The sequence below is a fragment of the Kitasatospora sp. NBC_01539 genome (assembly GCF_045040525.1).
Classification (GTDB): domain Bacteria; phylum Actinomycetota; class Actinomycetes; order Streptomycetales; family Streptomycetaceae; genus Kitasatospora.
This window is the reverse complement of sequence record NZ_CP109390.1, coordinates 7,476,469-7,496,611: the sequence shown is the minus strand read 5'-3', so window position 1 is coordinate 7,496,611 and position 20,143 is coordinate 7,476,469. Positions and strand designations below refer to the sequence as shown.

Annotated in this window: 11 protein-coding genes; 3 read left to right on the top strand and 8 right to left on the bottom strand. The window is 71.7% G+C overall.

From position 1 onward, the window contains the following. The first annotated feature begins 229 nt into the window (after positions 1–229). Both OG335_RS32490 and OG335_RS32485 read left to right on the top strand, forming a co-directional pair. Complete coding sequence (locus OG335_RS32490) at positions 230–2,059, top strand: SpoIIE family protein phosphatase (protein ID WP_405014711.1); 1,830 nt, start codon at positions 230–232, stop codon at positions 2,057–2,059. A 463-nt stretch (positions 2,060–2,522) separates the two neighbouring features. Next, on the top strand, positions 2,523–2,927 hold the full coding sequence (locus OG335_RS32485) for a PPOX class F420-dependent oxidoreductase (protein WP_405014710.1): 405 nt from the start codon (positions 2,523–2,525) through the stop codon (positions 2,925–2,927). A 55-nt stretch (positions 2,928–2,982) separates the two neighbouring features. Here the strand turns inward: OG335_RS32485 and OG335_RS32480 are convergent, their stop codons facing one another. The 8 genes from OG335_RS32480 to OG335_RS32445 form a co-directional block, all read right to left on the bottom strand. Continuing rightward, complete coding sequence (locus OG335_RS32480) at positions 2,983–4,632, bottom strand: glycoside hydrolase family 13 protein (protein WP_405014709.1); 1,650 nt, start codon at positions 4,630–4,632, stop codon at positions 2,983–2,985. 73 nt (positions 4,633–4,705) lie between these two features. Beyond that, positions 4,706–7,672, bottom strand: a complete 2,967-nt coding sequence (locus OG335_RS32475; protein WP_405014708.1) for a carbohydrate-binding protein — start codon at positions 7,670–7,672, stop codon at positions 4,706–4,708. A 221-nt stretch (positions 7,673–7,893) separates the two neighbouring features. Then, positions 7,894–8,784, bottom strand: a complete 891-nt coding sequence (locus OG335_RS32470; protein ID WP_405014707.1) for a carbohydrate ABC transporter permease — start codon at positions 8,782–8,784, stop codon at positions 7,894–7,896. Positions 8,785–8,796: 12 nt separating this feature from the next. After that, entirely contained in the window at positions 8,797–9,762 is a 966-nt protein-coding gene (locus OG335_RS32465) for a carbohydrate ABC transporter permease (RefSeq protein WP_405014706.1), read from the bottom strand. Between the two features lie 89 nt (positions 9,763–9,851). Further along, entirely contained in the window at positions 9,852–11,216 is a 1,365-nt protein-coding gene (locus OG335_RS32460; protein ID WP_405014705.1) for an ABC transporter substrate-binding protein, read from the bottom strand. 198 nt (positions 11,217–11,414) lie between these two features. Further along, a complete protein-coding gene (locus OG335_RS32455; RefSeq protein WP_405014704.1) occupies positions 11,415–12,431 on the bottom strand; it encodes a LacI family DNA-binding transcriptional regulator in 1,017 nt (338 codons plus the stop codon). Between the two features lie 132 nt (positions 12,432–12,563). Then, positions 12,564–14,900 (bottom strand): AbfB domain-containing protein, encoded by a 2,337-nt coding sequence (locus OG335_RS32450; RefSeq protein ID WP_405014703.1) that lies wholly within the window; start codon positions 14,898–14,900, stop codon positions 12,564–12,566. 151 nt (positions 14,901–15,051) lie between these two features. Continuing rightward, a complete protein-coding gene (locus OG335_RS32445) occupies positions 15,052–17,907 on the bottom strand; it encodes an RICIN domain-containing protein (RefSeq protein WP_405014702.1) in 2,856 nt (951 codons plus the stop codon). Between the two features lie 539 nt (positions 17,908–18,446). Here OG335_RS32445 and OG335_RS32440 point away from each other — a divergent pair. Then, positions 18,447–20,114 carry a sodium:solute symporter family protein gene (locus OG335_RS32440; protein ID WP_405014701.1) on the top strand — a complete coding sequence of 556 codons (1,668 nt, stop codon included), beginning with the start codon at positions 18,447–18,449 and terminating at the stop codon, positions 20,112–20,114. The last annotated feature ends 29 nt before the right edge of the window (positions 20,115–20,143 follow it).

Genomic DNA, 20,143 nt, shown 5'->3' with positions numbered 1-20,143 from the left:
ATCTGAAACCGGACTGGAACCGGCCCTGGAACCGGCCCTGGAACCGGACCCGACCTGGGTAGGACTGCCCCTGGCGCCATGGGTGCTTCCACCCCGTCCGGGGATCCGAGCCGTGGCGGGACTGGAGGCGCCTGGCAGGCAGGGGGCGACCCCCCGTGTGGATGCGCTCCGCCCGGCACGGCATGATCATGGGCAGAGTGGTTCCGGTCCCTCGAACGAGGAGGACGCGTTGCCCGCGGAGGCTTCGGGCCGGGACGCCGCCGACGCCTCGATCGACGCGGCCGCGGCCGCCCTGGCCACCGACAGCGCGGAGCTGATGTGCCACGTGCTCGACGCGGCACCGGTCGGGATCGCCTTCCTCGACACCGACCTGCACTGGCGCTACGCCAACCCGGCCTTCCGCGACGCGGCCGGACTGCCGCCGACCCGACCGGCCCGGCAGGACGGGCACGCAGGGCGGGACGAGCGGGGCGGGCCGCCGGAGCAGCCCGGAGCGCCGTCGGCGGCCGGCCTGGTCGGCCGCCACGCCGCCGACACGCCATCCACCGTCTCGGCACCCGGCCTTCCCGGCATCCTCCACCAGGTCCTCTCCGACGGCCGCCCGCGTGACACGGACGTCGGAGGACCTGCCGTGGCGGGTCGGCAGCTGTGCTGCCGGCGCCTGGACGTCGGCGGCCGGACCCTCGGCCTGATCACCGTGCTCCAGCAGCGGCCCGTGCCCGAGGAGCACCAGCGGCAACAGCAGGAGCTGGCCCGGGCCAGGGCCCGCCTCGCCGTCCTCGACGCCGCCGCCGACCGCATCGGCACCACCCTCGACACCGACACCACGTGCGCCGAACTCGCCGACTTCGCCGTCCCCTCGATCGCCGACCTCGCCGTCGTGGAGGTGCTGCCGCCGGAGGACGCCGAGCGGTCCCCCGCGGGAACCGGCCGTATCCGGCTGCACCGCGCGGCGACGGCCTGCACGCCGACCGTCCGGCCGCACCTCGCCACCCTCGCCCTCCCCGGTGGGCCGGTACGGCACGCGGAAGGATCCGCCGTCGCCCGCAGTCTCCGCACCGGACGCGCCGTCCACCTCGACATCACCGGGCCCGGCCCGGTCGTCCCCGGTACGGAGGCCGATCCGCCTGCCGCCGACCCGGTGACGCTGGCCGCGTACCGGACGGCCGGCATCGGCACCGTACTGAGCGTGCCGCTCACCGCGCGCGGCCGGACGGTCGGCGTCCTCACCCTTGCCCGCACCCGCGCACGGGGCCCACGCGCGGGCTTCGACGCGGACGACCTCGTGACGATCGCGGACCTCGCGGGGCGCGCCTCGATCGGCATCGACAACGCACGCCGCCACACGCGCACCCAGGGCATCACACTGGAGCTGCAGCGTGCGCTCCTCGCCGAACCGGGCAGCCCGCACCCCAACCTCGCACTCGCCTCCCGCTACCTGCCCTCCGGCACCAGTTCCGTGGTCGGCGGCGACTGGTACGAGACGGTGCGGCTGCCCTTCGGCCGCACCCTGCTCGTGATGGGTGACGTCATGGGCCACGGGGTCGAGGCCGCCGTCGACATGAGCACCTACCGCGCCGTCCTCCGCGACGTCGCCGGGATGGACCTGCCCCCGCACCGGATCCTCCGCCAGCTCGACGCCCTGATCTCGGAGAACGACTCGGCCCGGCCCGCGACCTGCGTGCTCGCCCTCGCCGACCCGGGACGCTCCCGCTGGACGTTCTCCAGCGCCGGGCACCTGCCGCCCGCGCTCGTGAGCGCCGATCGGCCGACCGAACTGATCGCCCTGCCGACCGGCCCACCACTCGGCACCGGCCTCGGCGGCTACGAGCAGGTGACCCGCCCACTCCTCGCCGACCACGTGCTGCTGCTCTACACGGACGGCCTCGTGGAGCGCCGCGGCGAGGACATCGACGACTCCCTCGCCCGGCTCGCGGCGCTGCACCTTCCGGTCACCGGCACGCTCGACGAGCTTCTCGACGCCGCCCTCCGCAAGCTCGCCCCGGACACCGCGGAGGACGACATCGCCCTGCTGGCCGCCCGGCTGCGCCGCCGCTGAGCCCGGACCACGGAACAGCCGCGCGGTACGGCGGCTCACCCGCGTTCCGGTGCCCGGTGCGGTCGGTGCAGTCGGTGCGGTCGGTGGCACACCGGGCAGCCACGGCGGCCATGGCGTCGCACCGTCAACGATCTCCCCTGCCATCAGTGCTCCCGGTATCTCGACGGATCGGCCTTCGTCGACAAGGAGGCCGCCACCGGGCAGGACGTTCCCTCCGATTTCCGGGCGGGCCGCCGACGACCCGAGGCGTCGGTGACCCGCCCCGCCGGGACCGGCACCGGCACCGGCACCGGCACCGGCACCGACCGGCGTACGGCCGTCCGCGGGACGGGCCCCACGGGCCGACGCGGTCGGCGGGGCCGCCACCGGGCGGCACCAGGGCGTGTCTGACGATTCGCGGCGGATCAGCGCGCGGCGTCGGGCGCCCGTCGGGAATGGTCAGGCACGCCCTAGACTGCCCGCCATGAACGCCACGCCCGAGGACGGGCTCGCACGCCTCGTCCGGCTCGCCTCCGGAAGCTACCTGCTCGTCACGACGTACAAGAAGGACGGCTCGACGGTGGCGACGCCGGTGTGGGTCGTACGGGACGGCGAGGCGCTCGGCATCTGGACGGTGACGGACTCGTGGAAGGTGAAGCGGATCCGCAACCGGGCCGACGTGCTGGTCGGCCCGTGCGACGTGCGCGGCAGGCCGACCGGCGAGCAGGTGCCCGGCACCGCGGAGATCTGCGGCCCCGAGCGGACGGCCGCGTACCGCACGCTGCTGCGCCAGAAGTACGGGTTCGTCGGCTGGATGACCCTGCTCGGCAGCCGGCTGCGGCGTGGCGACCGGGGCACGGTCGGCATCCGGATCACGCTCGCCGGCTGACCTCCGGCGGTGGGCCGGTGCACCGGTGACGGTGCACCGGCCCACCGGTCCGTCGTCAGGCCTGTGCGGTGGCGAGGAGCCAGGCGGCGGCGTCCGCGGGCAGCATGCCGTCGGTGCAGTCGGCGCTGCCGAGCACGACGTCCGCGCCGGCGGGCAGGGGCACCGGCTCCTGCGTGAAGTTGACGACGCAGGTGAAGGAGCCGTCCCGGGTGAAGGCGAGCACACCGGGCTGCGACGGCACCCAGGTGAGGGCCTCCGGCAGGGCGCCCACCCACGCGCGGCGCAGCCGCAGGGCCTCGCGGTAGAGGTTGAGGGTGGAGGCGGGGTCGGCGTCCTGGGCGGCGACCGACCGGTCGGTCCAGTCCGCGGGCTGGGGCAGCCAGGGGTCGGCGGCACCGGCCGGGGAGAAGCCGAACGGCGCTGCCGTGCCCGACCAGGGCAGCGGCACGCGGCAGCCGTCGCGGCCGCGGTCGGCGCCCTGCGAGCGGGCGAAGGTCGGGTCCTGGCGCAGGTGGTCGGGGATGTCCTCGACCTCGGCGAGGGCGAGTTCGTCGCCCTGGTAGATGTAGACGCCGCCGGGCAGTGCCATGGTGAGCAGGGCGGCGGCGCGCGCCCGGCGCAGGCCGAGGACGCGGTCGGTGGGGGCGCCGAGGCGCTTGTCCCCCATGTCGAAGGACGTGTCCTCGCGGCCGTAGCGGGTGACGTGCCGGATGGTGTCGTGGTTGGAGAGCACCCAGGTGGGGGGTGCGCCGACCTCGGCGTGGGCGGCGAGGGTGCCGTCGACGACGTCGCGGACGGCGTCGTGCTCCCAGGCACAGCACAGGAACTCGAAGTTGAACGCGGAGTGCAGTTCGTCCGGGCGCAGGTAGCGGGCGAACTGTCCGGGGGTGGGCAGCCAGACCTCGCCGACGAAGGCCCGCTCGCCGGGGTAGGAGTCGGAGATCTTCCGCCAGGAGCGGTAGATGTCGTGCACGCCGTCGACGTCCTGGTAGGGCAGGTCGGTGACGTCCGGGTCGGGGCCGACGTCGGGCAGGCCGGGCTTCTTGGCGAGGCCGTGGGCGACGTCGATGCGGAAGCCGTCGACACCGCGGTCGAGCCAGAACTGCAGCACCGACTCGAACTCCGAACGGACCTCGGGGTGCTCCCAGTTGAGGTCGGGCTGCTCGGGGGCGAACATGTGCAGGTACCAGGGGCCGGCGGTGCCGTCGGCCTCGGTGATGCGGGTCCAGGCGTTGCCGCCGAAGTAGGACTGCCAGTCGTTGGGCGGGAGTTCGCCGTGTTCGCCGCGCCCGGGCACGAACCAGAAGCGCTCGCGTGCGGCCGAGCCGGGTCCGGCGGCCAGGGCCTCCTGGAACCACACGTGCTGGTCCGAGCAGTGGTTGGGGACGAGGTCCACGATGACCTTCAGGCCCTGTGTGTGGGCCTCGGTGATGAGTTCCTCCGCCTCGGCGAGGGTGCCGAAGAGCGGGTCGATGTCGCGGTAGTCGGCGACGTCGTAGCCGCCGTCCGCCATCGGCGACAGGTACCAGGGGTTGAACCACAGGGCGTCCGCACCGAGGTCGCGCAGGTAGGGCAGGCGGCTGCGGACGCCCGCCAGGTCGCCGACGCCGTCTCCGTTCCCGTCAGCGAAGCTGCGCACGTAGACCTGGTAGATGGCGGAGTTGCGCCACCAGGCCGGTGCGGGGCTGTCGGGGAGGTGGTTCACGGGGGTCTCTCCTTGATCGGGGTTGGGCCGGTCCGCCCGGCGTCGGGCCGGGCGGACCGGGGGAATGCGGGTGTTACCAGCCGCTGTTGCCGCTGCCGCGGTTGACGGTGAACGAGCCGGCCAGGCTGAGGCCGCCGGACGGCGCGCCGGTGACGGTGACGCCGTTGAAGGTGCCGGAGCCGTTGGAGTTGATCTCCAGGCCGTACGTGCCGGTGTTGGTGATCTTGACGTTGCTCATCTGCAGGCCGGTGACGGTCTTCTGGTAGGAGATCAGCACGCCGGCGTAGGTGGAGTCGGCGATGTCGAGGTCCTGCACGACGACCGGGCTGGTGATGTCGCTGCTGCCCGGGTCGGCGTAGATCCACAGGGCGCCGAACCGGCTGTTCCAGTTGGGCTCCAGGCCGCCGGTGCGGGTGAGGGTGTTGCGCTTGACGGAGGTGGTGCCGGAGAAGGCGACCGGGGTGAAGCGGGTGCTGATGGCGATGCCCGCCGAGCCGGTCACGGTGTCGGCGAAGACGTTGTCCTCGATGCGGTTGCCGTTTCCGCCGTAGATGGCGGCGGCGTTGGCGAGCAGCGGTGCCTGTGCGGTGTTGTGGCGGAACGCGCTGTTGGTGACGGCCTGCGCCTCGGAGAACATCGCGAGGGCGTCGTCACCGGTGTTGCGGATGCTGGTGTTCCACACCTCGGTGTCGGTGGTGCCCTTGTGCAGGTTGACGCCGTCGGCGAAGGTGTCGCGGATGCGCAGACCGCCGACGTACAGGCCCTTGGTGGGGGCGTCGATCCACAGGCCGACCTTGGTGTGCTCGATCCAGACGTCCTGGACGGTCGAGCCGTTGCCGAAGTCACCCTCGATGCCGGCGTCGAAGTTGGCGTCGTCGCGGTAGGAGACGTCGCCGGCGATGGTCAGGTCCTGCACGGTGGAGGTGCCGCCCTGACCGAAGAGGCCGCCCTTGCCGTTGGCTCCGCGCAGCACCGTGTACCACTGGCCCGCGCCGCGCAGGGCGACGCCGGTGAGGTTGACGTGGCCGGAGATGTTGAACGTGCCGGACGGCAGCCACAGGCCCTTGCCCTGCGACTTCGCGGTGTTCAGCGCGGAGTTGAGGGCGTTGGTGTCGTCGCTGCCGTCGCCGGCGGTGACGCCGAGGGTGGTGGCGGAGACGAAGCCCGCGGGCATCGCCGCGGCGGCGGCGACCTGCTCGGTCTCGACGAGGTCGAGGGTGTAGGAGGCCGCGGTGTCGGCCGCGTCCTTCTGCAGCTTGATGACCGTGCCGGTCGGGAAGTCGCCGACGAGCTGGCGGGTCTCGTCGAAGTAGTGGTGCGGGGAGCCTTGCGACGGGGTGTTGGTGTAGGGGTAGGAGCCGTACACCCAGCTGTACTTGGAGGAGAGGTCGAGGGACTTCACCCGGGTGCCGTTGGCGTACACGCCGATGGTCGCGTTGGTGCCCGCGCCGTCCGCGCTGTCCGGGATCGAGTAGCGCAGGGTCAGCGCGTTGGCGGGCTTGGTCAGGGTGAACTGCACGTACTCGCCGGTGGAGTCGAGGACGACGGCGCTGCGGCCGGACGCCTCGGCGGCGACGGTGCCGTAGGTGCGGGTGGCGGCGAGCTTGGTGCCGTTGGTGGTGGTGGCCTCCGCCTCGTACGTGGTGTACGGGAGGGTCGCGCCGCGGGCGGCGTTGGCGGTGGAGCCGGAGACGTTCAGGCCGTCCAGGTCGAGGGCGCCGTTGTCGCCGCTCTCGGTGCGCAGTTGCACGGTGTTGAGGCCGGCCCGCAGGGGGACGGAGACCGTGGTGGAGGCCCAGCCGCCGTTCGTGGCGGGCAGGGTGAGCCGCTGCACGGTCAGGCCGTTGGCGCTCAGGGTGATGGTGGCGGCGGCGGATCCGGCGGTGCGGTAGCGCACGGCGGTCTGGTAGCTCGCGGCGGAGGGGGCGTTGACGGCGAGGACGGCGCGGGCGCCCTGGGCGGTGAAGCCGGTCAGGTAGCCGCTGCCCTCGAAGCCGGCCGCGGAGGAGGAGGCGGCGGGACCGCCGGAGAAGAACGCGTCCTCGGCCTGGTGGGTGAGGGAGCCGGTGGGCGGCGGGGTGGTCGGGCCGGTCGGCGAGGGGCTGGGGCTCGCGGTGCCGGTCGGTGCGGTGGGGGTGAGGCTGTCGAGGTTGATGTTGCCGCTGTCGGCGGTGGTGAAGGACAGCGCGACGGTGTTCGCACCGGCCTTCAGGGTGACGGCCTGGTCGACGGTCGCCCAGGTGTCCCAGTTCGCGGTGGCGGGGAGCTGGATCTGGCCGGCGTTGGTGCCGTTGACGATCAGGCTGAGCGTCTTGGTGGAGCCGGTGCCGTTGGCGTACCGGACGGCGACGCTGCCGGTGCCGGCCTGGCCGGAGGTGACGGCGAAGGCGGTGGAGGCGGTGCCCTTGTTGCCGTCGGTGTAGCCGCCGACGAATCCGGTGCCGGTGTAGCCGGTGTGGTCGCCGGCGACCACGGTGCCGCCGGACAGCGCGGCGGACTCGGCCTGGAGGGTGCCGCCCGCCGGGGCGGTGCCGGTGGTGGCGGTCAGGTTGTCGAGGTTGATGTTGCCGCTGTCGGCGGTGGTGAAGGACAGCGCGACGGTGTTCGCACCGGCGTTCAGGGTGACGGTCTGCTCGCTGGTCGCCCAGGTGTCCCAGTTCGCGGTGGCGGGAAGCGAGATCTGGCGGACCTTCGTGCCGTTGACGAGCAGGCTCAGGGTCTGCGCGGAGCCTGTGCCGTTGGCGTACCGGACGGTGACCGTGGCGGCGCCGGCGGCGGAGGCCTGCACGGTGAACGAGGTCTTGGCGGCGCCCTTGTTGCCGTCGGTGAAACCGCCGACGAATCCGGAGCCGGTGTAGCCGGTGTGGTCGCCGGCGACGACGGCGCCACCGGAGAGGGCCGCGGACTCGGCCTCCAGGACGACGGACGCGGCCTGGGCTCCGGGGGCGAGCGACCACAGGGCGAGACCTGCGACGATCGACGCGGCCGCGGCCACGGCCGTTGTTCTGATGGTGCGGGACTTGCCGGGTGCAGAGGACACGGGGGCTCCCGAAGGTCCACCGGCGCGCGGGGGCGACGGTGTGGGGTGGGTGGGGGTTCGGCGGCCGGTCGAGCCGAGCGGCTGTGCGGCCGGGCGCCGGGCTGGTGGGGGTCCGGGCGTGGGCCGGCGCGCGCCGGGTGCGGGGGAGCTGGTCGGCGCGCGCCGGAGCAGGAGACGGACCGCGGGGTGTCCGCCGTCGGGGCTGCCCGCAGTGGGGCGGATCAGCCCTTGAGGCTGCCGGCGGTCAGACCCGCCATGATGTTCTTCTGGAAGATCAGGAAGATCACCAGGAGCGGGACGCTCGCCATCACCATGCCGGCGAGGAGCTGGTTGGCCGGCATGTCGAGCGAGAGCGTGGCGAGGGCGACGGTGAGCGGCTGGCCCTTGGGGTCGGGCAGCGTCAGCATCGGCCAGAGGAAGTCCTTCCACACGCCGACGACGGCGAAGATGGAGACCACGCCGAGCACGGGCCGCGACAGCGGCAGGACGACGTACGCCAGGATGCGCAGCGGGCCGGCGCCGTCGATCCGCGCCGCGTCGATCATCTCCTCGGGGATCTGGTCGAAGAAGCGCTTCAGCACGAAGATGTTGAAGGCGTTGGCGCAGGCCGGCAGCCAGATCGCGAACGGCGTGTTGATCAGGTTGACGTGGATCAGCGGCACGTCCACCACGGTGAGGTAGGTGGGCACGAGCAGCGCGGACACCGGCAGCATGAGGGTGGCCAGCATCATGCCGAGCACGATGTTGCCGAGCACCGGCCGGAGTTTGGAGAGCGCGTACGCGGCGGCGACGTCCACGACGAGCTGGAACAGCAGCGCACCGGCCGCCAGCAGCAGCGTGTTGAGGAAGTACCGGCCGAGGCCGGTGCTGCTCCACGCGTCGGTGTAGCTCTCCGGGTGGAAGGAGTGCGGCAGCAGCGTGGGCACGGGCTCGGCGAGTTCGGCGGACGACTTGAGCGCGCCGGAGGCCATCCAGTAGAGCGGGAAGACGAACGCGGCGGTGAAGGTGACGAGCACGAAGGTCAGCACCGTGCGGTACAGGATGCGCCCGAGGGGGCGCTGCAGCTCGGCGGGGGCGACGAGGGTGCGGACCGGGGATTCGGCGGTGGCCATGGCGGTTTCCTCTCAGCCCTTCGAGCGGGTCAGTCGCAGGTACAGGCCGGCGAAGGCCCCGAGGACGACGAACAGGACGGTGCTCATCGCGCTGGCCAGTCCGAAGTCGTTGTAGACGAAGGCGTAGCGGTAGAGCAGCAGCAGGACGGTGACGGTGGCGTCGTTCGGGCCGCCGCCGGTGAGCACGAACGGCTCGACGAAGACCTGCATGGTGCCGATGATCTGCAGCAGCAGGGTGATCAGCAGGATGAAGCGCATCTGCGGGATCGTCACGTGCCACAGCCGCTGGCGGACGGACGCCCCGTCGAGCTGGGCGGCCTCGTACAGCTCGCCGGGGATGCTCTGGAGGGCGGCGAGGTAGATCAGCGTGGTGGTGCCCATGTTGGCCCAGGTGGAGACGAGGACCAGGGAGAGCATGGAGAGGTTGGACGACTCCAGCCACTGCTGCGGCGGCAGGTGCAGGATCTTCAGCGCGTTGTTGAAGAGCCCCGGGCCCGGATCGTAGAACCAGCGCCACAGCAGCACCGTGACGATCGGCGGCAGCATGACCGGCAGGTAGACGGTCATCCGCAGGTAGGCGCGGCCGTGCCGGAGTTCGTTGAGGACGACGGCGGTCACGAAGGGCGCCGCGAACCCGAGGACCAGGGCCAGGACGGTGAACCACAGGGTGTTGCGCCAGGCCGTGAGGAACAGCGGGTCGTCGAAGAGGCGCCGGAAGTTGTCCAGGCCGACCCACTCCGCGGGGGTGGCGAAGTTGACCTGCTGGAAGCTCAGCAGGAAGCCCCGCACGATCGGGTACCAGGAGAACACCCCGAAGGCCAGGACGCCGAGGCCCAGGAAGAGGTAGGCCACGAGGTTGTCGGTGACGCGGCGCCGGAGGCGGTCGCGGCGGGTGCGGTCGGAGCTGCGCGGCACGTCGGACTCGGTCCTGGGGGCGGGTGGCGCGGGACGGGCTGCGCCGAGGGGTTCGGCCGTCATGGTGGGTGGCTTTCGGGTCGTACGGAGGATCGGGGCGGGTGAGGGCGCGGCCGGCGGCGCCGGGGGTGGGCCGCCGGCCGCGCCCCTGCTCACTTGACGGAGGCCAGGATGGTGTTGGCCTTCTTCTCCGCGTCGGCGAGGAGCTGGTCGATGTTCGCGTCCTTGTTGGTGAGCACGGCCTGCATCACGCCGTCGAGGACGGTGTAGAGCTGCTGCGCGTTCGGCGGCTCGACCTTGACCTTGACGTCGGCGCTGCGGTCGACGAAGGGCTGGTAGTTCTTCTGCGGCACGTTGACGTACTTGGCGTGCGCGGCCTTGATCGTCTCGGCGCCCTTGCCGTTGAACAGGTCGGGCTGCGGGAGGCCGATCGGGATGTCGTCGGAGACCGCGGACTTCTTGGTGATCTCCTCCTCGCGGTCCGGGTTCAGGTACTTCCACTGGACCCAGGCGAGACCGGCCTTGATCTTCGCCGGGGTGTCCTTGGGGTTGAACATGAAGCCGTCGCCGCCGCCGAGCGTGCCGGTGCCGGGCATCGCGGCGAGGCCGAACTCGTCGTACTTGCGCTCGAACTGCTTGACGATGGTGGGGATGTTGTCCGGGCCGGCGAGGTACATGCCGAGCTTGCCGGAGCCCATCATCTTCTGGACGTCGGGGATCTCCAGGAGCTGGCGGCTGCCCATGGTGTTGTCGGTCCAGCGCATGTCGTGCAGGTACTGCAGGGCCTTGTGGCCCGCCTCGGAGTTGAAGGCGGCCTTCCAGGTGGAGCCGTCCTGCGTGGCGACGTCGCCGCCGAGCGAGTAGAGCCAGGAACTGAGGTGCCAGCCGCCCTGGTTGTTCTTGCTGAAGTCGGCGTAGCCGGTGACGCCGTCGCCGAGGGCGGTGATCTTCTGGGCGGCGGTGCGGACCTCGTCCCAGGTGGTCGGAGGCTTGTCCGGGTCGAGGCCGGCCTTGGTGAAGAGCGCGCGGTTGTAGACCAGGCCCATCGAGTAGTTGCCGGTGGGCAGGCCGTAGAGCTTGCCGCCCTTGTCCTCGAAGACGTCGAGCAGTTCGGGCTTCACGTCGGCGAGGGCCGGGACGTCCTTGACGTACGGGCTGATGTCGGCGGCCTGCCGGCGCTGGATCAGGCCCGCCGGGTCGGTGAAGTAGACGTAGAAGACGTCCTCCAGCTGGCCGCCGGCCAGCTTCGCGGCGAAGGTCTTCGGGTCCATCAGGCCCTCGTGGGCGTCGATCTTGATGTTCGGGTGGGCGGCCTCGAACGTCTTGACGTCGTCCTCGAAGTTCCGGCGGTCCACGGTCTGGGTGGCCGGCGGGAGGCCGTTGACCGAGATCGTGACGACACCGCCGGCCCCCTCGGCCGACGAACCCGAGGAGCTGCTGCCGCACGCGGTGACCCCGAGGGCGACCGCGGCGGCCAGCGCTGCGGCGGAGACTCGACGGGTTCTGTTGCTGTCCATGCTGTCCGGACCTTCCGTGGATCCTGCCGCCGGGCACAGCGATGCCCGGGAGCATCGCCGGGCCCGGCGCGGGTGGGTGAAGAGGCCCGATTGTTCGGCTCCGGGCACTCGACGATGCGCCGAGCGTAGACAGCCGAAACGCAAGCGGTCAACATATTCACGCAAGGTTTTGATAGAACGGCGGGACGGCGGAGGTGATCAGTGACTGCGAACGGCAGCCGGCGTGCAGGTCGACGACCGCACGATCAGCTCCGGCTCGAAGAGCAGCTCCTCGGAGGCCCCGGAACGGCCCTCCATCTGCTGCAACAGCTCCCCGGCCGCCGCCGCGGCCATGATCTGGATGGGCTGCCGGACGGTGGTCAGCGGCGGATCCGTCGCGATCATGTACGGCGAGTCGTCGAAGCCGATCACCGAGACGTCCTCCGGCACGGCGAGCCCCATCTTGCGCAGCCGGCGGATCGCGCCGAGCGCCAGCGCGTCGCTCGCACAGACCACGCCGGTCACGCCGGCGGCGATCAGCCGGGACACCGCGGCCGCTCCGCCGTCCATCGAGAACATCGTGTGGGCGACGAGTCTGGGCAGGTCAGCGATCTGCCCGCGGGCCCGGAGGAAGTCCGCGAAGGCACCCAGCTTGCGCACCGAGGGCACGTGGCCGACCGGCCCGAGCAGCATGCCGATGCGCTCGTGGCCCAGCGAGGCGAGGTGCCCGAGGGCCTGCCCGGCGGCGCTCGCGTCGTCGACCGTGACGCGCACCGCGCCGAGGTTCTCGTCCGCGGCGTTGATCAGCACGATCGGCACGCGCTGCTCCTGCAGGGCGCGGCCCTGCTCGGGCCCGGCGTCGGCGTAGCTGCCGCCGACGAACACGATGCCGGCGACGTTCTGCCGGAGCAGCATCTCGATGTAGTTGGCCTCCGAGACCCCGTCGGCGGTGCGGGTGCACAGCACGGGCATCAGCCCGCGCTTGCTGAGCGCTCCGGCGAGGACCTCCGCGAAGGCGGGGAACACGGGATTCTGCAGGTCGGGCACGACGAGCCCGACCAGCGGGGCCCGCTCGGAGCGGAACTGCGTCGGCCGTTCGATGCCCAGCACGTCCAGGGCGGTGAGCACCGCGTCCCTGGTGGCCTGCGCCACGCCCGGGCGGTTCCGCAGCACCCGGCTGACCGTCGCCGTGCTCACGCCGGCGAACTGCGCCACCTCGTCCAGTCTCTTCGTCACGGGCACAGCGTACAAAGATCGACGCAAAAATGCGACCGAACTTTGCAAGTCGAGCGATATTTTTGCGCCGGGACGACGACAGCGGCCCCCGGTGCGACGGGCGCACCGGGGGCCGGCAGGGAGCGGGACGGGTCAGGGCGCCCAGGGCCCGTCGACGGCCCAGGTGGAGTCGGCGACGTACGCCGGGGTGTTGGCGTCCCAGGCGTTGCCGCCGCCGTAGGTGGAGATCCAGACCTGGGAGTCGAAGTGGCGCAGGTAGCGGTCGGGGTAGTTGTACGCCGAGAAGCGCACCCCTCCGGTGCCGGGCCGCGCGCAGAACGTCGCGTCGGCGTTGTAGAGCGCACCGCTGCCGGCCTCGCGGTAGACCCGGCTGTCACGGTGGCGCAGGTACTCGCCGGGGAAGTTGCGGGACTCGAAGGAGTAGCAGCTGCCGTCGGCGAGGCCGGGGACGATCTTCCAGGTGGCGTCGGCCTTCAGCACGGCGCTGCTGTTGGCGTCGACCACGTCGGTGTTGGCGACGCCGTTGTAGTGCCGCAGGTAGCGGGTGGTGCAGCAGGCCGTGGTGACCCGCAGCGACTTGTAGCCGCCGGTCTGCAGCACCGGGTTGGCCGGGGTGGTGCGGGAGGCGTTGATCAGGGCGAGGTTGGCGGCCCGGACGCGGTTCTGGTCGACCTTGACCACCTGGCGGTCGTAGGTCAGGAGGCCGTTGGCCTCGTTCTCCACGTCGGTGATCTCGGTGTAGACCGAGGCGGAGAGGCCGGCCGGCATCTGGTTGACCCGCATCGAGTCCAGCAGGTTCACGAAGCGGTCGTTGAGCGCGGCGGTGCTCGCCTGGTCCTCGTAGCTGAAGCCGCCGCCCGGGTACCACTCGTGGCCGGCCACCTTCCAGCCGAGGCCGCCGAACTCGCCGAGCACGGCGGCGCGGGTGGAGGTGGGCACGGTGGCGCCGGGGCCGACGTAGACGTGGTTGTCGACGACGTCTCCGTTGCCGCCGTCGACGGCGCCGCAGCAGTTGACGCCGCTCATGTTGTCGACCAGGCGGGACGGGTCGTAGGCCTTGACGTCGTTCGCGATCCGGGCCTGGTCGTACTGGCCCCAGCCCTCGTTCTCGTCCACCCACTGGACGAGCGCGGGCGAGCTGCGGTGCTGGTCGATGATGCGGTGGTACTCGGCCTCCCACTGGGTGCGGGCGGCGGAGTCCGGGGTGCGGGTGTCCATCGCCGGCATGTCCTGCCAGACGAGCAGGCCCAGCTTGTCGGCCCAGTAGAACCAGCGCTGCGGCTCGACCTTGATGTGCTTGCGGACCATGTTGAAGCCGAGGTCCTTGTGCTTCTGCAGGTCGAACTTCAGGGCGTCGTCGGTGGGCGCGGTGTAGATGCCGTCCGGCCAGTAGCCCTGGTCGAGGGTGCCGGTCTGGAAGACGAACTGCCCGTTCAGCACCGGCCGCTTGACGCCGTTGACGGTGGCGACGGCGATGGAGCGCATGCCGGTGTAGCCGGCGACCGCGTCCACCGTGGTGGAGCCGGAGAGGAGTTCGGCGCGGACGTCGTAGAGGAACGGGTCCTCCGGGGTCCACAGGTGCGGGCTGGGGATCGACACCGTGAACTGGCTGCCGATCGGGCCGGTGCCGGTCGCGACGGTGGTGCCGCCGCTGGAGACGGTGATCCGGGCGGTGTGCCCGTTGATCCCCTCACCGAGGACGGTCACCCGCAGCGTGTTGTTTGCGAGGTTCGGCACCAGGTCGAGGCGGGTGATGTTGGCCGTGGCGACGGGCTCCAGCCAGACGGTCTGCCAGATGCCGGAGGCCGCGGTGTAGAAGATGCCGCCGCCGGAGTGCGGCAGCACGCCGTTGTTGTTGCGCTGCTTGCCGACCGCTCCGATGCCGGTCTGGGACGGGTCCCAGACGGACACGACGATCGTGTTGGAGCCGCCGTTGAGGTACGGGGTGATGTCGTACCCGAAGGCGTCGTAGCCGCCGCTGTGCACGCCGCCGGCCTGCTGGCCGTTGACCCAGACGGTGGTCTGCCAGTCGGACGCGCCGAAGTTGAGCTTGACCCGGCGGCCGCCCCAGTTCGACGGCACCGTGACGGTGCGCTTGTACCAGAGCTTGTCGTTCTGGCTGATCTGGCGCTGGATGCCGGAGAGCGCCGACTCGGCGACGAACGGCACCCGGATCTGCTCGTTGAAGCTCGCGGGCTGCCCGGCGTTCGCGGCGGTGACCGCGAAGTCCCAGATGCCGTTGAGGTTCATCCAGTCGGGGCGGGTGAGCTGCGGCCGGGGGTACTCGGGCAGCGGGTTGGTGGTCGAGACCTGGGCCGTCCAGGGCGTAGTCATCGGGGATGTCTTGGGTGTCCAGCTCGCCGCGCGGGCGTCGGGTGCACCGGCGGCCAGCAGACCGGCGACGGCCAGGGCCAGGACGGCGAACAGGGCGGTGATCCGCTGGCGCAGGGCGCCGGGGGGTGCGGACATGGTGGGTCGTCCTCCGGGTGGAGTCGGGTGGGGTGGATTTCGGTGGGGTGGAGTTCGGTGGGGTGGATTTCGGTGGGGGTGGGGTGGAACGCGGTGGGACGGGGTGGGGATCCGACGGGCCTCGGCGGGTGGGCGTCGGCACGACGGAGCGTCAGCGCATCCGCCACAGGTGGTCGGCGGTGCCGTTGTCGGCGTACTGCACGACGACGGCGCTGTCGGCGGTCGACATGCCGTCGACGCCCAGCACCTTGCCCGAGTTGCGGTTGCGGATCCGGAACCGGCCGGCGCCGTCGTGGACGAGCCGCCACTGGTGGTCGGCGGAGCCGTTGTCGGTGAACTGCACGACCCGGGCGCTGTCGGCGGTCGACATCAGGTCGACGCCGAGCACCTTGCCGGAGTGCACGTTGCGGATCCGGTACCAGCCGTCGGGGTCGGCGAGGAAGGTCCACAGGTGGTCGTCGGTGCCGGTGTCGCCGAACTGCACCACCTGCGCGCTGTCCGCGGTCGACATCCGGTCGACCCCGAGCACCTTGCCCGAGTTGCGGTTCTCGACGCGGAGTTGGCCGTCGGGGTGGAGCAGCCACAGGTGGTCCGCGGAGCCGTTGTCGGCGAACTGCACCACGCGGGCGCTGTCGGCGGTGGACATGCCGTCGACGCCCAGCACCTTGCCCGAGTTGCGGTTGCGGACGCGGTACCAGCCGTCGCCGTTGTCGACGAGCTGCCACAGGTGGTCGGCCGTCCCGCTGTCGGCGAACTGCACGACCCGGGCGCTGTCGGCGGTCGACATCACGTCGACGCCCAGCACCTTGCCGGAGTGCACGTTGCGGATCCGGTACCAGCCGTCGCCGTTGTCGACGAGCTGCCACAGGTGGTCGTCCGTGCCGCTGTCGGCGAACTGCACCACCTGCGCGCTGTCGGCGGTCGACATGCCGTCGACACCCAGCACCTTGCCCGAGTTGCGGTTGCGGATCCGGTACGCGGCTCCGCCGGCCGTCCACACCGTGCCGTCCGGCGAGGCGGTGGGGAAGGAGGAGATCCGCAGCCGGGCGGCGGCCATCGGGATGAGCGTGACGGTCTCGACCGCGGCGGACGACCGGGCCGGGCTGTCCTGCAGGAGCCCGACGACGTGCTGGGAGTCGGCCTGCCACTCGGCGATCCGGCGGGCCGGGGCGGTGATCCGGTACGGATTACCGCTCTGGGTGAAGGGGTTGGCGGGCAGGGCGCCGCCGCGCGCGGTGAACGCCAGCGCCGCGGTCGGGGCGGACGGGTCGATCGCCAGGCCGTAGTTCCACGGGGTGGTGGCGTGCACGTCGTACTGCGGGAAGACGTCGGTGCCGCCGGTGCGGACGTAGTTCTCGCCGATCTGCAGCGCGTAGCCGAGCGGGCCGCGGGCGACGCTCACCGCGCGGTGGTTGGCGTCCCAGGTGCGGACGGCGAGGCGCTGCGGCAGCCGCAGGACGACCTTGTCGCCGTTGTTCCAGGTGCGGCGGACGGTGGTGAAGGCGGGCCCGGCGGGAGCGGCCACCGTCTGCCCGTTGACGGTGAGTTGCGGGTCGGGGCACCAGGACGGGACGCGCAGGACCAGCGGGAACGCGAGCGGCCGCGGGGTGGTGACGGTGAACGTCACGGTGTCGCCGAACGGGTAGTCGGTGTCCTCGCGGACGGTGACGGTGGTGCCGTCGGCGACCTTGGCGGCGACCGTGCAGGGCGCGTACATGGCCGCGCACAGGCCGTTGTCGGGGGTGCCGAGCCACAGCTCCTGGGCGAACCAGGGCCAGCCCATGCCGTAGTTGTGCGGACAGCAGCGGTACTGGTCGACGCCGGCCATGTAGGCCTGCATCGCGAAGCCGTTCTGGTACTGCCCCTGGCTCTTGGGCTGGTTGTCGAGGTCGACGCTGTTGGCGCTGGTGATGTAGTGGATCGCCTTGCCGTCCGGATCCAGCGACGGTGGCAGGGAGTTGAAGGCGAGCTCCTCGCAGCGGTCGGCCCAGAGCGGGTCGCCGGTGATCCGGGTGAGGAGTTCGTGGCTGGCCATGTACTCCACGACGCCGCAGGTCTCGAAGCCCTGCCGGGGGTCGCCGTAGCCGGAGCGGGCGTTCTCGTCGCCGGCGAACCCGCCGCCGGGGAACTGCCCGTAGCGGCCCATGACGTTGTCGTAGGTGCGGTAGGCGGCGGCCGTGTCGGCGGCGAGGCCGGAGCGCTGGGCGTACTGGGCGGGCTCGCGGAAGCCCTGGGCGATGTTGACGTTGTGCCAGCTCGGCACGGTGTTCGTCCAGTCGGCGCCGTTGCGGTGGATCTTGTCCATCAGGTCGAGCAGGAAGGACTCGCGGGTGCGGTTGTAGAGCCAGACGACGGTGTCGAGTCCGTCGCCCCAGCGCACCGACACCCAGCTCTGGTTGAAGGCGCCGGGCCCCTGCGCGTTCATGTAGCGCAGGAACCGCGTGAGGAACGGCACGATCCGGCTGTCCGCCGCGTACTCGTACCAGGAGCGGAACGCCTGGAGCAGCGGCAGGAACGGCCAGAAGTCGGGGCCGCCGCCGAGCGAGGTGCGCAGCGCGGTGGGGCCGAAGAAGCCGTCGGACTGCTGGGTGGCCACGATCGCGTCGATCCAGCGGCGGGTGGTGGCGAGGGCGTTGGCGTCGCGGGTGACGATGGCCAGATCCACGTACCCCCGGAGCCAGTACGGGACCTCCTCCCAGCCGCCGCGCTCGGGGTGGGCCCAGCCGGTGGTGGCGAGGTCGAGGAAGTGTGAGGTCTCCGGGTAGCGGCCGCACAGGCCGGCGAGCTGGAGTGCGAGCTGGCCGGCGAGCCAGCCGGCCGGCCGGACCGCGTCGGGGGGCAGCCGTAGCAGGGCGGTGGGGTGCAGCGGTGCGGCGTTGGGGCTGTACAGGCCGCCTGCGGCGGGCGGCAGGCCGGCCGCGACGGCGGGGGTGAGCTGCGGGCCGAGTACGAGGGCTCCGGCGGACGAGCCGACGACGGTGAGGAGTTGTCGCCTGGTCAGGGGCATGCGGGCTCCGGTCGGTGGGGGCCGTGGTGCGGCGGACGGATCTCCGGACGGGGTGCGCACCCGGTCGGGGCCGGGTGGCGGCGGGCAGGACGGACTCGCAGGTGTGCGGCACAGCGGCGGTGCGGGAGGCGCGGTGGTGCGGGGCCGACGGCGGTGCGGCGGCCCGCTCGGTGCGGGCACGCAGGGGTGCGGAGGCGGTGCCGGGTGTGCGGTGTCGCGCGGTCGGCGGAAGCGGGCCGGGGTCGCGGTGGCGGGTGGGGCCACTGCGGGTCCGGTCGCTTCCAACGTTGGAAATTGCTGCGCCAAGCGGAATGACAGCACGCGGGCAATCCCGGTGTCCAGACCTCGCGCACCGATCCGACCGATCGGATCCGGCCATCCGCGGCGCACCGTCCGGCACCGGGGAACGCCGCCGACGATCACCTCGCGGGCGCGGGGTTTGAACGCCCCGAAGCGGAACAGACGGGCCGATGTTCGTTTCTGTTCGATCACGCGCGCGGGCTTCCGGCCCGGCCACCGAGGAGAGGGGTCACCGACCGATGCCGACCCAACTGGCAGGCGCGATGCGCCTGGACGTCGACTGGCTCGACTACGCGATACTCGCCGTCTACTTCGCCGTCGTACTCGGCATCGGGCTCGCCGCACGACGCTCCGTCCGCACCAGCCTGGACTTCTTCCTGTCCGGCCGGTCGCTCCCCGCGTGGATCACCGGGCTCGCCTTCGTCGCCGCCAACCTCGGCGCCACCGAGATCCTCGGCATGGCGGCCAACGGCGCCCAGTACGGCCTCTACACCGTGCACTGGTACTGGATCGGCGCGATCCCCGCGATGGTCTTCCTCGGGATCGTGATGATGCCGTTCTACTACGGCTCCAAGGTGCGCAGCGTGCCCGAGTTCCTGCTGCGCCGCTTCGGGCCGTCCTCGCACCTGCTGAGTTCGATCATCTTCAGCGTCTCCTCGGTGCTCATCGCGGGCGTCAACCTCTACGCGCTGGCGATCGTCATGAAGGCGCTGCTGGGCTGGTCGCTGTGGCTGTCGATCGTGGTCGCGGCGGCCTTCGTCCTCGCGTACATCCTGCTGGGCGGGCTGTCGTCCGCGGTGTACAACGAGGTGCTGCAGTTCTTCGTGATCCTCGCCGCGCTGATCCCGCTGACCGTCGTGGGCCTGAAGCGGGTCGGCGGCTGGGACGGCCTGAGCGGCAGCCTGGGCTCCGCGCACGGCGGCGACTTCATGACCGCCTGGGGTGGCACGGGCGTCGGCAGCGCCAACCCGCTGGGCGCCAACTGGCTGACCATCGTGCTCGGTCTGGGCTTCGTCATGAGCTTCGGCTACTGGACGACCAACTTCGCCGAGGTGCAGCGCGCCCTGTCGGCCAAGAGCGCCTCCGCGGCGCGGCGCACCCCGCTGATCGCGGCGTTCCCGAAGATCCTCATCCCGGCCGTGGTCGTCGTCCCCGGTCTGATCGCCGCCGTCGTCGAGCCGAACCTCGGCCGGGACGGATCGCAGTACAACGACGCGATCCCGATGCTCATGGGCGAGTTGCTGCCGAACGGCGTGCTCGGCATCGCCGTCACCGGCCTGCTCGCGGCGTTCATGGCCGGCATGGCTGCCAACATCTCCTCGTTCAACACCGTGTTCACCACCGACATCTGGCAGCCCTACATCAAGCCGCGGATGTCCGACGCCCACTACCTGCGGGTCGGCCGGGTGGTCACCGTGGTGGGCGTCGTCGCCGGCATCGGCACGGCGTTCATCGCGTCCTCGTTCAGCAACATCATGGCCTACCTCCAGACGCTGTTCTCGTTCTTCAACGTGCCGCTCTTCGCGGTCTTCATCCTCGGCATGTTCTGGAAGCGGATGTCGCCGGCGGCCGGGTTCTGGGGGCTGCTCGCGGGCACCGCGGCGGCGATGCTCAACTACTTCTGGCTGTACCAGGGTGGCGTGATCTCGATCCCGAGCGACCAGGGCGCCAACTTCGTGTCCTCGATCGTGGCGTTCGTGGCCGGTGTGGTCGTGAGCGTCGCGGTCACGCTGATGACCCGGCCCAAGCCTGCGGAGGAGCTGCAGGGACTGGTGCACGGCACCCGCGCGCCGGACGCGGAGGAGCCGGCGGAGCCCGGCGACGCGGTCTGGTACCGCCGCCCGGCCGTGCTCGGCTGGGCCGCGGTGGTCGCCGCCGCCGCCTGCTACGTGCCGTTCTGGGCCTGACCGGGCCGTCCCCTCACCAGCGAAGGAGC

What these genes read in the sequence shown, in the direction of transcription:
- OG335_RS32485 (WP_405014710.1), top strand. Translation starts at nt 2,523, where the DNA reads ATGAACGCCACGCCCGAGGACGGGCTCGCACGCCTCGTCCGGCTCGCC.
- OG335_RS32470 (WP_405014707.1), bottom strand. Translation starts at nt 8,784, where the DNA reads ATGGCCACCGCCGAATCCCCGGTCCGCACCCTCGTCGCCCCCGCCGAG.
- OG335_RS32465 (WP_405014706.1), bottom strand. Translation starts at nt 9,762, where the DNA reads ATGACGGCCGAACCCCTCGGCGCAGCCCGTCCCGCGCCACCCGCCCCC.
- OG335_RS32460 (WP_405014705.1), bottom strand. Translation starts at nt 11,216, where the DNA reads ATGGACAGCAACAGAACCCGTCGAGTCTCCGCCGCAGCGCTGGCCGCC.
- OG335_RS32450 (WP_405014703.1), bottom strand. Translation starts at nt 14,900, where the DNA reads ATGTCCGCACCCCCCGGCGCCCTGCGCCAGCGGATCACCGCCCTGTTC.
- OG335_RS32445 (WP_405014702.1), bottom strand. Translation starts at nt 17,907, where the DNA reads ATGCCCCTGACCAGGCGACAACTCCTCACCGTCGTCGGCTCGTCCGCC.
- OG335_RS32440 (WP_405014701.1), top strand. Translation starts at nt 18,447, where the DNA reads ATGCCGACCCAACTGGCAGGCGCGATGCGCCTGGACGTCGACTGGCTC.